Genomic DNA, 13,068 nt, shown 5'->3' with positions numbered 1-13,068 from the left:
CCCCACAGTTCCACGAGACCCCGCGGGTCTCCGCCCCTTCCGATCCTTGGGACGTCATGCAGATTCGCGATCTTCCGTACTCGGATCCCGGCGATCCCGATGTCCGGTCAGGCCCACGCTTCCTGTTCTGGCTCGGCCGCAGTCAGATCGCCGGCCAGCTCAAGTCCCTCGCCTGGGGGCTGCTCCACCACTGTGCGATCGCGGGCCTGCCGCTCGCCGTCGGCCTGGCGGTGGAGGCCGTCATCGACAGCTCCGGCCGGGGTCTCGCGGTGGCCGGCGGCCTCCTCGTCGCCCTCGGCGTCCTCATCGCCGTGGGCGACACCATGCTCCACCGGACGGCGGTCACCAACTGGATCACCGCCGCGGCCCGGGTGCAGCAGCTGCTGGCCCGCAGGACGGCCGAGCTGGGTTCGGCGCTGACCCGCCGGGTCGCGGCCGGTGAGGTGGTCGCGGTGTCCACGGGCGACGTCGAGAAGATCGGATGGTTCGTCGAGGCGCTGTCACGTTTCCTGGCCGCCGCGACCGCGCTCGTACTGATCTGCGTCGGGCTGGTCCTCTACCTTCCCTCGCTCGGTGTGCTGGTCGCGATCGCCACCCCCGTCCTGGCGTTGGCCGTCCTGCCCCTGCTCCCCCGGGCCACACGCCGGGCGGATCTGCAGCGCGAGAAGGCGGGCCGGGCCACGGAGCTGGCCTCCGACACGGTCGCCGGGCTTCGGGTGCTGCGCGGCATCGGCGGCGAGGAGCTGTTCCTGGAACGCTACCGAAGGGCCTCCCAGGAAGTACGCGAGGCGGCTGTGCACAGTGCGCGGATGTGGGCACTCATCTCGGCGATCCAGGTGTTCCTCCCTGGCGTGCTGCTGATCTCCCTGGTCTGGTACGGCGCGACGCTGGCCCGGGACGGCCGGGTCGACGTCGGCCAACTGGTCACCGTGTACAGCGCGGCGACCCTGATGCTCTTCCCGCTGCGCAACGTGGAGGAGATCGCCATGGCGTACTCCTTCTCGCGGCCGTCGGCGCAGCGCGCGGTCCGGGTGCTGTCCCTGCGTCGCAGCACCCGTCCCCCCACGTCGGACGCCGGTTCGCCGCGGGGCGACCTCTACGACCCGGTGACCGGACTGATGGCACCGCAGGGCCTGTTCACCGCCGTGGTCTGCGGTGATCCCGACGAGGCGGGCCGGTTGGCGGAACGCCTCGGCGGCCACGCCGAGCCCGACGACGAGGCGGGGCCCGCCCTCTCGGTGCTGCTCGGCGGTGTGCCGCTGGACGAGCTGCCGCTCGCCTCTGCCCGGGAGGCGGTGCTGGTGCAGGACAAGGATCCGGTGCTGCTCTCCGGGACGCTGCGGGAACTGCTGGACGTCCCGTCCTCGGGCTCCGTGACACCCGATGAGGCACTCGCCGCCGCCCGGTGCGGTGACGTACTGGACGCGCTGGCCCAGGCGTCCGTCGACGCGGACGGCGACCCGATGAACACCCGGATCACCGAGCGCGGAAGATCGCTGTCCGGTGGTCAGCGGCAGCGGCTGGCACTGGCCCGTTCGCTGGTCACCGACCCGGAGACACTCGTGCTCGACGAGCCGACGTCGGCCGTCGACTCGCACACGGAGGCCAGGGTCGCCGCCGGCATCGAGCAGCTGCGCCGGGGCCGTACGACGGTGGCGTTCGCCTCGTCGCCGCTGCTGCTGGATCTGGCCGACCGCGTCGTGCTCCTCCACGGAGGAACGGTCGTGGCGGCGGGCAGCCACCGCGAACTGCTGCGCGACGAGCCGCGCTACCGGGCGGTCGTGACCCGTGAGACCGACGACGAGGCGGCGACACCGGCCGCGCGGGAGGAACCCGCCGCGATCGACGGATTCCGGTCCGCCCGGGCGGCCGAGGAAATCGAGGAGAGCGCATGATCGGGCTGGCACCACCGGAGTACGACCCGGCGGCACCGCAGTCGGCGACGACCCTGCCGGTCGGCACGCCGACGACGGTACGGGCTTACGTGAGTGCGCTGCTGCGGCGTCACCGCACCCCCTTCATCCTCCTCATCACGGTCAACGCCGTGGCGGTGATCGCGTCGATCACCGGCCCGTACCTGCTGGGCGGACTCGTGGAGGACCTCTCGAACGGGGTCACCGACCTCCATCTGGAACGCACCGCCGCTGTCTTCGCGCTGGCGCTGGTCGTGCAGACCGTGTTCACGCGGACGATGCGGCTGCGTGGGGCCGTGCTCGGTGAGGAGATGCTCGCCGATCTGCGCGAGGACTTCCTCGTACGGTCGGTCAAGCTGCCGCCCGGCGTCCTGGAGCGGGCCGGCACCGGGGATCTGCTGTCCAGGATCACGACGGACATCGACCGGCTGGCCAACGCGATGCGTGAGGCCGTTCCGCAGTTGGCGATCGGCGTGGTCTGGGCCGGGCTGCTGCTCGGTGCGCTGACGCTCACCGCCCCGCCGCTGGCACTCGCCGTGCTGATCGCACTCCCGGTGCTGATCGCCGGCTGCCGCTGGTACTTCCGTCGGGCGCCCTCCGCGTACCGCTCGGAGGCGGCGGGCTACGCCTCGGTCGCCGCCGTGCTCGCCGAGACCGTGGACGCCGGGCGGACCGTGGAGTCGCACCGGCTGGGGGCGCGCCGGATCGCGCTGTCGGACCGGCGGGTCAAGGAGTGGACGGCCTGGGAGCGGTACACCCTGTTCCTGCGCTCGGTGCTCTTCCCCGTCATCAACACCACGTACGTGACGATCCTCGGCGCGGTGCTGATGCTCGGCGGCTGGTTCGTGATCGAGGGCTGGATGACCGTCGGGCAGCTGACGACGGGGGCGCTCCTGGCCCAGATGATGGTGGACCCGCTCGGCCTGATCCTGCGCTGGTACGACGAGCTGCAGGTCGCCCAGGTGTCGCTGGCCAGGCTCGTCGGTGTCCGGGAGATCGAACCCGACGCGGGTGACGAACTCGTCGGGCCCGACGGCCGGGAGGTGAGGGCCGATGAGGTGCACTTCGGCTACCGCGCGGGCGTCGACGTCCTGCACAGGGTGTCCCTGGACGTCGCCCCCGGTACGCGGCTGGCGCTGGTCGGGCCGTCCGGGGCGGGCAAGTCCACGCTGGGGCGGTTGCTGGCGGGGATCTACGCTCCCCGTGCCGGTTCGGTCTCGCTGGGAGGTGCCGAGCTGTCCCGGATGACGGCGGAGCGGGTACGGACCCATGTGGCACTCGTGAACCAGGAGCACCACGTGTTCGTGGGCTCGCTCCGGGACAACCTCCTGCTCGCCCGTACGGACGCCGAGGACGCGGAGCTGTGGGCGTCGCTCGCGGCAGTGGACGCGGACGGCTGGGCGAAGGCCCTCGACGGGGGGCTGGACGCCGAGGTCGGCTCGGGCGGTCTGGTGCTCACCCCGGCGCAGGCGCAGCAGATCGCCCTGGCCAGGCTCGTCCTCGCGGACCCGCACACGCTGGTGCTGGACGAGGCGACTTCGCTGCTCGACCCGCGGGCCGCCCGGCACCTGGAGCGGTCGCTGGCCAGGGTGCTCGACGGCCGGACGGTGATCGCGATCGCGCACCGGCTGCACACGGCGCACGACGCGGACGTGATCGCGGTGGTCGAGGACGGCCGGATCAGCGAACTGGGCAGCCACGACGAACTCGTGGCCGCGGACGGCGCGTACGCGGCGCTGTGGCGCTCCTGGCACGGCTGAGGGGACTCGGACGGGGCGGGTCCGGTGCTGCCGCGGCTGTCCAGGTCGACGGGGACGGTCGCGGGTGTCGCTGACGTTCACGTAGGTCGTCGGGCCGGGGCGGCGGCGGTTGCCCGCCCCGGCGGCTTCGCCCGCCTCACAGGAGGCGAAGTCTTTCCTCCGAGGTGAGGATGAGAAGTGACTGGCCCCGGATACGGGGCAGGCGAGCGATGACCGCGTAAGCCCGAGAAGGGACGCACACCGTGGCACGACCCAGGATTCTCGTTGTCGGCGCCGGCTTTGCCGGGGTCGAGTGCGTGCGCCGGCTGGAGCGCAGTCTCGCGCCCGGCGAGGCGGACATCGCGCTCGTCACCCCGTTCTCGTACCAGCTCTACCTGCCGTTGCTCCCCCAGGTCGCGTCCGGGGTGCTCACTCCCCAGTCCGTCGCCGTCTCGCTGCGCCGGAGCCGCCGGCACCGCACCCGGATCGTGCCGGGCGGGGCCATCGGAGTGGACACGAAGGCGAAGGTCTGCGTGATCCGCAAGATCACGGACGAGATCGTGAACGAGCCGTACGACTACCTCGTGATGGCCGCCGGCAGCGTCACCCGGACGTTCGACATCCCCGGACTGGTCGACAACGCCCGGGGCATGAAGACCCTGGCCGAGGCCGCCTACATCCGGGACCACGTCATCTCCCAGCTGGATCTGGCCGACGCCAGTCACGACGAGGAGGAGCGGGCGTCCCGGCTGCAGTTCGTGGTGGTGGGCGGCGGGTACGCCGGTACGGAGACGGCCGCGTGTCTTCAACTGCTCACCAGCAACGCCGTCAAGCACTATCCCCGTCTCGATCCCAGGTTGATCAAGTGGCATCTGATCGACATCGCGCCCAAGCTCATGCCGGAGCTCGGCGACAAGCTCGGTCTCAGCGCCCTGGAGATCCTGCGCAAGCGCGGCATCGAGGTCTCTCTCGGTGTCTCCGTGGCCGAGGCGGGGCCGGACAGGGTGACGTTCACGGACGGCCGGGTGCTGCCGTGCCGCACCTTGATCTGGACCGCGGGGGTCGCGGCGAGTCCGCTCGTCGCCACCCTCGGCTCGGAGACGGTACGCGGCCGACTCGCCGTGACGCCGGAGATGACCCTGCCCGGCGTCGACGGCGTGTTCGCGCTCGGCGACGCGGCGGCGGTACCGGACCTGGCCAAGGGGGACGGCGCGATCTGCCCGCCCACCGCCCAGCACGCCATGCGCCAGGGCCGCAAGCTCGCGGACAACATCATCGCGTCCCTGCGCGGCCGCCCGTTGCAGCCGTACGTCCACAAGGACCTCGGCCTGGTGGTGGACCTCGGCGGCCGGGACGCTGTGTCCAAGCCGCTGGGCATCGAGCTGAAGGGCATGCCGGCCCAGGCCGCGGCGCGCGGGTACCACTGGGCGGCGTTGCGGACGAACGTCGCCAAGACCCGGGTCATGACCAACTGGCTGCTCAACGCGATCGCCGGTGACGACTTCGTCCGCACGGGTTTCCAGTCCCGGAAGGCGGCCACGCTGCGCGACTTCGAGTACACCGACGCCTACCTCACGCCGGACGAGATCCGCGCGCACACCGCCGGAGCGCGGGCCCGCGGCTGAGCCGCTCGCCCCGGCCCCCGCCCCGTCGCGTGGGCGGGGGCCGGAGTCATGTCCGGCGGGAGAGAACCGTGTCGACGGTGTCCGCCTCCTCGGCCCGTTTCTCCTCGCGGTAGCGCAGGACCCGGGCGAACCGCAGGGTGACACCCGCCGGGTAGCGGGTGGAGCTCTGGAGTCCGTCGTAGGCGATCTCCACGACGAGTTCCGGGCGGACCGTCACCACGTTTCCGTCGTCCCCGGTGGCCAGCTCCCGGAGGCGTCCGGTCTGCCAGGTCAGCATGGCGTCGGTCAGCCCTTTGAAGGTCTTGCCGAGCATCGCGAACGTGCCGTCCTCCCGGCGCGCCCCCAGGTGCAGGTTGGAGAGCTTGCCGGTGCGTCTGCCGTGCCCCCATTCGGCGGCCAGCACCACGAGGTCCAGGGTGTGCACGGGCTTCACCTTCAGCCAGGAGGCGCCCCGGCGCCCCGCGCTGTACGCCGCCCCGTCCCCCTTGACCACGACGCCCTCGTGGCCGCGGGCCAGCGTGGCCTCGGAGAACTCCACCGCGGCCCCGCGCTGCGCTTCGTCCGTGGGGTCCTGGACGACGACGCGTCGTACGCGCATGTGCTCGGGCACGAGCGCGGCCAGTTCCCGGTGGCGTTCGGCGAAGGGGAGGTCGAGGAGGTCACGCCCGCCGACGTACAGCGCGTCGAAGAAGACGGGAACCACGGGGACGGCGCCGGACGCGGTGGCGACGTCGCGCCGGGATCCCACGCGGCCGGCGGTCTCCTGGAAAGGCCGGGGCCTTCCGTCGTCGCCGAGCGCGATCACCTCGCCGTCCAGGACGAACCGGTCGGCGGGGAAGCCGGCTACCGCTTCGGCGAGTTCGGGGAGCCGGTCGGTGATGTCGTCGAGGGTGCGGGTGTAGGCGCGTACCCGTGGCCCGTCCCGGTGCACCTGGACGCGGATCCCGTCCAGCTTCTCCTCGACGGCACAGGGACCCAGCCGGTCGATCGCCTCGGTCACCGACCGGGCGGTGTGCGCCAGCATGGGCTGGACGGGACGGCCGACGGTGAGCCGGAAGGAGGCGAGCGCCCCGGGGCCCTCCGCGAGGAGCTTACGGGCGACGGGGCCGAGCGATCCGGCGAGCATGACCGCGCGCCGCACGTCGGCGGGCGGGGCCCCCGCCGCGTCGGCCAGGGCATCGACGGCCACGGCGTCCAGAGCCCCCTGGCGTACCTCGCCGGTGAGCAGTCCGCGCAGGAAGTGCTGCTCGTCCGCGGTGGCGGCTCCGAGCAGCCGTGTCAGCCGCTCCTTACGGGCGGCCTGCGACCCCGTGCCGGTCAGGGCGCCGATCGCGGTCAGTTCCGCGTCGGTCTCCGTCACGGTCAGCGTGGGCACGTCGGCGGGCGTCACCGGGGCGCGCAGGACGCTCCATCCGATCCCGAGCCGTCCCTGCGGGAGGCGGCCGGCGAGATACGGGATGACGACCGGGACGTCGTCCGGCCCGGCTTCCCGGAAGAGTCCTGCGAGCAGGGCCGTCTTCCGGGTCCGGGCCGATGTCGCGGCGACCTCCCGGGACACGTGGGCGAGCCTGGCGAGCAGCATGCGGCCATGGTCCTACGCGACCGGGGACACCGCCCCCGGAGCGGGGCACGCCGGCTCAGATGACGTTGAGCGCCGCCGCGCCGCCCACTCCTCCGAGGATCATGAAGGCGGGCATCAGCACCTTGAGCTCCACCCAGCTGCCGGCCCGGAACCGCATCGCCTTGGGCGGACCGATCGGGTACCAGCGCTTGCGGCCCAGCGGGATGGGCCACAGGATCGGGCAGCCCGAGACGGTCAGTGCGTCGCCGATGTCGTGGACGAGGGCGCCGAGCACGATCGGCAGCCCCAGCCAGAGGTATTCCTGCCCGGGTGCGCCGAAGAGCCAGTCCGAACCGTTGCCCGGCTGGTCGAGGACGCCCGCGAGGATCCATGCGCTGGTCGCGCCGAGCAGCCAGACGAGGACGTCGCTGGAGACCCGGGCCGCCCGCCACAGCAGGCCTTCCACCGCGAGCACGAGGTGCACGAAGAGGATGGCCAGCACCGCCCAGCGGCCTCCGAAGACGGCGGCGGCCGAAGCTCCGCCACCGATCAGTACCGCCCAGAGCCACGTGTGGGTGAGGGTGCGGTGCCCACCGGTCCTGCGCGGGTCGCCGGGGCCCCGTGTCGCCTTGTAGACGGCGTAGGAGAGCTTGTCGACTATCTCGCAGAGTGCCTTGGAGACCGGCCCGAAGGCCCGGGAGATGGTGGCCGACTTGTGGTCGAGGTCCGGGGCGAGCGCGGCGCCGGCGGTGATCAGGGCGCCCACGACGAGGACGGGCCAGGGCATCGTGTGGCCCGCGGCGGCGGCTGCGGCACCCACCCCCAGCCAGGCCGCTGCCCCTGACAGAGAGTGTGCCGGTCCCATCATGGCTGTTCCCGCCCCCATCGTGATTCGGCCGCGTGCCCGGGCCGGGCCGCCATCGTCTCTGTGCGGCAGCCGAGTTGAGTGGGAAGCGTATCGTCCGTGATCTTCGCCGGATCCTCCGGTTCCCTCATCCGGGCCGGAGGCATGCAAGATGGGGGCGTGACCCTTATCGATCAGCTGCCCCCGACCGCCGACCCGGACGCCCTCTTCGAGGCCTTCTCGTCATGGACCGAATCGCAGGGCATCACCCTCTATCCAGCTCAGGAGGAGGCGCTGATCGAGGTGGTCTCCGGGGCGAACGTGATCCTTTCCACCCCCACCGGGTCCGGAAAGAGCCTGGTCGCGGCGGGTGCGCACTTCACGGCACTGGCGCAGGACAAGGTCACCTTCTACACCGCGCCGATCAAGGCGCTGGTCTCGGAGAAGTTCTTCGACCTGTGCAAGCTCTTCGGCACGGAGAACGTCGGCATGCTGACCGGTGACGCCTCGGTCAACGCCGACGCCCCGGTCATCTGCTGCACCGCCGAGGTGCTCGCCTCGATCGCGCTGCGTGACGGCAAGTACGCCGACATCGGCCAGGTCGTGATGGACGAGTTCCACTTCTACGCGGAACAGGACCGCGGCTGGGCCTGGCAGATCCCGATCCTGGAGCTGCCGCAGGCCCAGTTCGTGCTGATGTCGGCGACGCTCGGCGACGTGTCGATGTTCGAGAAGGACCTGACGCGCCGCACCGGGCGCCCGACCTCCGTGGTGCGTTCCGCGACCCGGCCGGTGCCACTGAGCTACGAGTACCGGCTGACGCCCATCACGGAGACGCTCACCGAGCTCCTGGACACCCGGCAGTCGCCCGTGTACATCGTGCACTTCACACAGGCCGCTGCCGTCGAGCGGGCTCAGTCGCTGATGAGCATCAACATGTGCACGAAGGAGGAGAAGGAGAAGATCGCCGACCTGATCGGCAGCTTCCGCTTCACCACCAAGTTCGGCCAGAACCTCTCCCGCTACGTGCGGCACGGGATCGGGGTGCACCACGCGGGCATGCTCCCCAAGTACCGCCGGCTCGTGGAGAAGCTCGCGCAGGCGGGCCTCCTGAAGGTCATCTGCGGGACGGACACCCTGGGCGTCGGGGTCAACGTGCCCATCCGCACGGTGCTGTTCACCGCCCTGACCAAGTACGACGGGACGCGTGTGCGGACGCTGCGCAACCGTGAGTTCCACCAGATCGCGGGCCGCGCCGGCCGGGCCGGGTTCGACACGGCGGGCTTCGTCGTCGCGCAGGCACCCGAGCACGTCATCGAGAACGAGAAGGCCGTCAAGAAGGCCGGTGACGATCCGAAGAAGAAGCGCAAGGTGGTCCGCAAGAAGGCCCCCGAGGGTTTCGTCGCCTGGTCGGAGACGACCTTCGACAAGTTGATCCAGTCCGAGCCCGAGCCGCTGACCTCCCGTTTCCGGGTCACGCACACGATGCTGCTGTCGGTGATCGCCCGCCCGGGCAACGCCTTCGCTGCGATGCGCCATCTGCTGGAGGACAATCACGAGCCGCGCCGGGCGCAGCTCCGGCACATCCGCCGGGCCATCGCGATCTACCGCTCGCTGCTCGACGGCGGTGTCGTGGAGCAGCTCGACACGCCCGACGCCGAGGGCAGGATCGTACGGCTCACCGTCGATCTCCAGCAGGACTTCGCGCTCAACCAGCCGCTGTCCACGTTCGCGCTGGCCGCCTTCGATCTGCTGGACGCCGAATCACCTTCGTACGCCCTGGACATGGTCTCCGTCGTCGAGTCGACGCTCGACGACCCGCGGCAGATCCTGGCCGCCCAGCAGAACAAGGCGCGCGGCGAGGCCGTGGGGCAGATGAAGGCGGACGGTGTCGAGTACGAGGAGCGGATGGAGCGGCTCCAGGAGGTCACGTACCCGAAGCCGTTGAGTGAGCTGCTCTGGCATGCCTACGACGTGTACCGCACGAGCCACCCGTGGGTCGGCGACCACCCCGTGTCGCCGAAGTCGGTGATCCGCGACATGTACGAACGTGCCATGACCTTCACGGAGTTCACGTCGAACTACGAGCTGGCCCGTACCGAGGGCATCGTGCTGCGCTATCTGGCGAGTGCGTACAAGGCTCTGGAGCACACCATTCCGGACGATCTGAAGTCGGAGGACCTCGAGGACCTGATCTCCTGGCTCGGCGAGATGGTGCGTCAGGTGGACTCCAGCCTGCTGGACGAGTGGGAGCAGCTGGCCAACCCTGAGGTGGAGACCGCCGAGCAGGCGCAGGAGCGGGCCGACGAGGTCAAGCCGGTCACGGCCAACGCCCGCGCCTTCCGGGTCCTGGTGCGCAACGCGATGTTCCGCCGGGTGGAACTGGCCGCGCTGGACCGCGTCCGTGACCTGGGCGAGCTGGACGGCGACGCGGGCTGGGACGAGGACGCCTGGGGCGAGGCGATGGACGGCTACTGGGACGAGCACGAGGACCTGGGGACGGGCCCGGACGCGCGCGGACCGAAGCTGCTGAAGATCGACGAGGACCCCGAGCACGGTCTGTGGCGGGTGTGGCAGGCGTTCGCCGACCCGGCGGGGGATCACGACTGGGGAATCCGTGCGGAGGTCGATCTCGCGGCCTCCGACGAGGAGGGCCGGGCAGTCGTCCGGGTCACGGCCGTGGGCCGGCTGTGACGGCGCACCGGCCAGGAGAGTGGAGAAGAACCGCATGACGAACCCCGCCGACAGCCTGGTCGATCTGCTCGACCTGGAGCGGATCGAGGTCAACATCTTCCGCGGCCGCAGCCCCGACGAGTCCCTGCAGAGGGTCTTCGGCGGGCAGGTCGCGGGCCAGGCACTGGTCGCGGCCGGGCGCACCACGGACGGGGACCGTCCGGTGCACTCGCTGCACGCGTACTTCCTGCGTCCCGGCCGTCCCGGTGTGCCGATCGTGTACGACGTGGAGCGGGTGAGGGACGGCCGGTCCTTCACCACGCGCCGGGTCACGGCCGTGCAGCAGGGCCGGACGATCTTCAACCTGACGGCGTCCTTCCACCGCCCGGAGGAGGCGAGCTTCGAGCATCAGCTGCCGCCCGCCCGTACGGTGCCGGATCCCGACGATCTGCCGACGGTCGCCGACGAGGTGCGTGAGCACCTGGGCGGCCTGCCGGAGGCTCTGGAACGGATGGCCCGTCGCCAGCCCTTCGACATCCGTTACGTCGACCGGCTGCGCTGGACGCGGGAGGAGATCGAGGACGCGGACCCGCGCAGTGCGGTGTGGATGCGCGCGGTCGGGCCGCTGGGCGACGACCCTCTCGTGCACACCTGTGCGCTGACGTACGCGAGCGACATGACACTGCTGGACGCGGTACGGATCCCGGTGGAGCCGCTGTGGGGCCCGCGCGGCTTCGACATGGCCTCGCTGGACCACGCCATGTGGTTCCACCGGCCGTTCCGCGCTGACGAGTGGTTCCTGTACGACCAGGAGTCGCCGATCGCCACGGGCGGGCGTGGGCTGGCCCGGGGGCGGATCTACGACCGTCAGGGGCAGCTGCTGGTGTCGGTGGTGCAGGAGGGCCTGTTCCGCCGCCTCGACGGCGCGTAGGCACCGCGTCAGGTGCCGGGCAGCGGGTCCTGGTCCACCTCGTGACGGCGGGTCCGGATGTCCGGGCCCGCCGGGTGCAGTTTGGCGTCGCAGGCGGGACCGAGTCCGGTGCGGCGTGATTCCGCGCCGGTGAGGGGGCGTCCGCAGAGGGCGCACCGCACCGGGCGGCGGACCTCTCGGCGGGCGGCTTCGGGCTGCGGCCCCGGGAAGAGGCCGGGAAGGGGTTCGGAGGATTCCACGTACGGATCCTCTCAAGCCGGTATGACACACCAGGCGCGTGGCAGCCTGATTCGCCGCACCCCGACAGCGGTTACATCCGAGACATAACACGACATCGTGGTATCACCGTGTGGACCCCGGCGGAACAGCACGATCCGGCCGGGACCCGACACCAAGGAGACCATGACATGTCGGCCGAACCGGTCGGTGCGCCGGGCGCGAAGGGCCCGGATCCGCTCATGGTGGTCAGCACCCGGGGGTACGCGCTGCTCCTGGTCCTGGTCGCGGCGCTCGGAGTTCCCATTTCGGCGGCGGCGTTCGGCTTTCTCGCGCTCGTCCATGAGATCCAGACCCTGACCTACGAGGACCTGCCCCGCGCACTGGGTTTCGGAAGCACACCGTCGTGGTGGCCGGTTCCGCTGCTCGCCGCGGCGGGACTGCTGACCGGACTGGCCGTCCGGCACCTCCCGGGGACGGGTGGCCACAGACCGGCCGAGGGGGCGGTGCACGAAGGGGCGCCGGCCGCCTCGGAGCTCCCGGGTGTGGCACTCGCCGCGCTGGCGTCCCTCGGACTCGGCGCGGTACTCGGGCCGGAGGCCCCGCTCATCGCCCTCGGAGCGGGGCTGGCCGTCCACTCGGTACGGCTGCTCAAGCCCGGCATCGAGCCGGGTGCGCGTGCCATGATCGCGGCCGCCGGAAGCTTCGCCGCGGTCAGCGCCCTTCTCGGCTCACCGCTCCTCGGTGCTTTCCTGCTGATGGAGGCGTCGGGCCTCGCGGGCATGATGCTCGGCGTCACGCTCGTGCCGGGGCTGCTCGCCTCAGGCATCGGGTCCCTCGTCTTCGTCGGCCTGGGTTCATGGACCGGGCTGGGTACGTACTCGCTGGCACTCCCCCAGGTACCGCACGCCTCCCAGCCCGCCGTCGCCGAGTTCGGCTGGGCCGTCGTCCTCGGAGCCGCGGCGGCCCTGGCGGGCACGGGCATCCGGAAGCTCTCCCTGACCCTGCAGGGGCGGGTCGAACAACGGGGGGTCGTCGCGGCCGTGGTGACGGGCCTGGCCATCGGAGTGCTCGCGCTCCTCTACGTCGAGAACACGGGGAGGAGCGCGTCCGAGGTGCTGTACTCCGGCCAGGACGCCCTCGGCGGTCTGCTCGCCGAGGACGCCGCCTACACGGTCGGGTCGCTCCTGCTGCTGATCGTCTGCAAGGCCCTCGCGTACTCCGCCTCACTGAGCTGCCTCAGGGGTGGCCCCATCTTCCCGTCGATGTTCCTGGGGGCGGCGGGCGGCCTGGCCCTGTCACATCTCCCCGGCCTTGACGCCACGTCAGGTTTCGCCATGGGAATCGGGGCCATGTGCGTGGCGATGCTCAAGCTGCCCATGACATCGGTCCTGCTGGCCACGCTGCTGCTGGGATCCGAGGGCATCACCGTCATGCCTCTCGTGATCGTCTCCGTCGTGGTCTCCTACGTCCTCTCTCTCAGGCTCGACCGGCCTTCCGCGGCCCCGCACGCGGCACCCGCCTGAGGAGGCGTTGGTCACCGTCCTGCCCGAACGTGAAAGGATC

The 13,068-nt window shown here is 71.3% G+C and carries 9 protein-coding genes; 6 read left to right on the top strand and 3 right to left on the bottom strand.

Annotated features, from left to right (window positions below; genetic code table 11):
* The first annotated feature begins 56 nt into the window (after positions 1-56).
* The 3 genes from ABT001_RS23835 (at position 57) to ABT001_RS23825 (ending at position 5,277) form a co-directional block, all read left to right on the top strand.
* Entirely contained in the window at positions 57-1,895 is a 1,839-nt protein-coding gene (locus ABT001_RS23835) for an ABC transporter transmembrane domain-containing protein (protein ID WP_351280927.1), read from the top strand.
* On the top strand, positions 1,892-3,673 hold the full coding sequence (locus ABT001_RS23830; RefSeq protein WP_351280925.1) for an ABC transporter ATP-binding protein: 1,782 nt from the start codon (positions 1,892-1,894) through the stop codon (positions 3,671-3,673). Before ABT001_RS23835 ends, ABT001_RS23830 begins: the two co-directional genes overlap by 4 nt.
* Before the next feature lie 242 nt (positions 3,674-3,915).
* Positions 3,916-5,277: an NAD(P)/FAD-dependent oxidoreductase gene (locus ABT001_RS23825; RefSeq protein ID WP_351280922.1), complete on the top strand. Its 1,362-nt coding sequence runs from the start codon at positions 3,916-3,918 to the stop codon at positions 5,275-5,277.
* A 46-nt stretch (positions 5,278-5,323) separates the two neighbouring features.
* On the opposite strand, the gene ABT001_RS23820 is transcribed toward ABT001_RS23825, so the two are convergent.
* Both ABT001_RS23820 and ABT001_RS23815 read right to left on the bottom strand, forming a co-directional pair.
* On the bottom strand, positions 5,324-6,859 hold the full coding sequence (locus tag ABT001_RS23820; RefSeq protein WP_351280919.1) for an ATP-dependent DNA ligase: 1,536 nt from the start codon (positions 6,857-6,859) through the stop codon (positions 5,324-5,326).
* A gap of 55 nt (positions 6,860-6,914) precedes the next feature.
* Positions 6,915-7,706: a metal-dependent hydrolase gene (locus tag ABT001_RS23815; RefSeq protein ID WP_351280917.1), complete on the bottom strand. Its 792-nt coding sequence runs from the start codon at positions 7,704-7,706 to the stop codon at positions 6,915-6,917.
* 156 nt (positions 7,707-7,862) lie between these two features.
* Here ABT001_RS23815 and ABT001_RS23810 point away from each other — a divergent pair, with 156 nt between their 5' ends.
* Both ABT001_RS23810 and ABT001_RS23805 read left to right on the top strand, forming a co-directional pair.
* Positions 7,863-10,376, top strand: a complete 2,514-nt coding sequence (locus ABT001_RS23810) for a DEAD/DEAH box helicase (protein ID WP_351280915.1) — start codon at positions 7,863-7,865, stop codon at positions 10,374-10,376.
* A 34-nt stretch (positions 10,377-10,410) separates the two neighbouring features.
* A complete protein-coding gene (locus ABT001_RS23805) occupies positions 10,411-11,286 on the top strand; it encodes an acyl-CoA thioesterase (protein ID WP_351280912.1) in 876 nt (291 codons plus the stop codon).
* 8 nt (positions 11,287-11,294) lie between these two features.
* Here ABT001_RS23805 and ABT001_RS23800 read toward each other — a convergent pair whose 3' ends face one another.
* A complete protein-coding gene (locus ABT001_RS23800) occupies positions 11,295-11,525 on the bottom strand; it encodes a DUF6011 domain-containing protein (RefSeq protein WP_351280910.1) in 231 nt (76 codons plus the stop codon).
* Positions 11,526-11,693: 168 nt separating this feature from the next.
* Here ABT001_RS23800 and ABT001_RS23795 point away from each other — a divergent pair, with 168 nt between their 5' ends.
* Entirely contained in the window at positions 11,694-13,028 is a 1,335-nt protein-coding gene (locus ABT001_RS23795; RefSeq protein ID WP_351280907.1) for a chloride channel protein, read from the top strand.
* The last annotated feature ends 40 nt before the right edge of the window (positions 13,029-13,068 follow it).

It is taken from the genome of Streptomyces sp. NPDC002793, from assembly GCF_040295485.1.
In the GTDB taxonomy this organism is placed as follows: domain Bacteria; phylum Actinomycetota; class Actinomycetes; order Streptomycetales; family Streptomycetaceae; genus Streptomyces.
Note: the sequence above shows the minus strand (reverse complement) of the source record. Positions and strands in the feature narration are given on the sequence as shown.

Excerpts from the sequence above, each read along its gene's own strand:
- ABT001_RS23830 (WP_351280925.1), top strand. The coding sequence starts at position 1,892 with ATGATCGGGCTGGCACCACCGGAGTACGACCCGGCGGCACCGCAGTCG.
- ABT001_RS23835 (WP_351280927.1), top strand. The coding sequence starts at position 57 with ATGCAGATTCGCGATCTTCCGTACTCGGATCCCGGCGATCCCGATGTC.
- ABT001_RS23795 (WP_351280907.1), top strand. The coding sequence starts at position 11,694 with ATGTCGGCCGAACCGGTCGGTGCGCCGGGCGCGAAGGGCCCGGATCCG.
- ABT001_RS23805 (WP_351280912.1), top strand. The coding sequence starts at position 10,411 with ATGACGAACCCCGCCGACAGCCTGGTCGATCTGCTCGACCTGGAGCGG.
- ABT001_RS23820 (WP_351280919.1), bottom strand. The coding sequence starts at position 6,859 with ATGCTGCTCGCCAGGCTCGCCCACGTGTCCCGGGAGGTCGCCGCGACA.
- ABT001_RS23815 (WP_351280917.1), bottom strand. The coding sequence starts at position 7,706 with ATGATGGGACCGGCACACTCTCTGTCAGGGGCAGCGGCCTGGCTGGGG.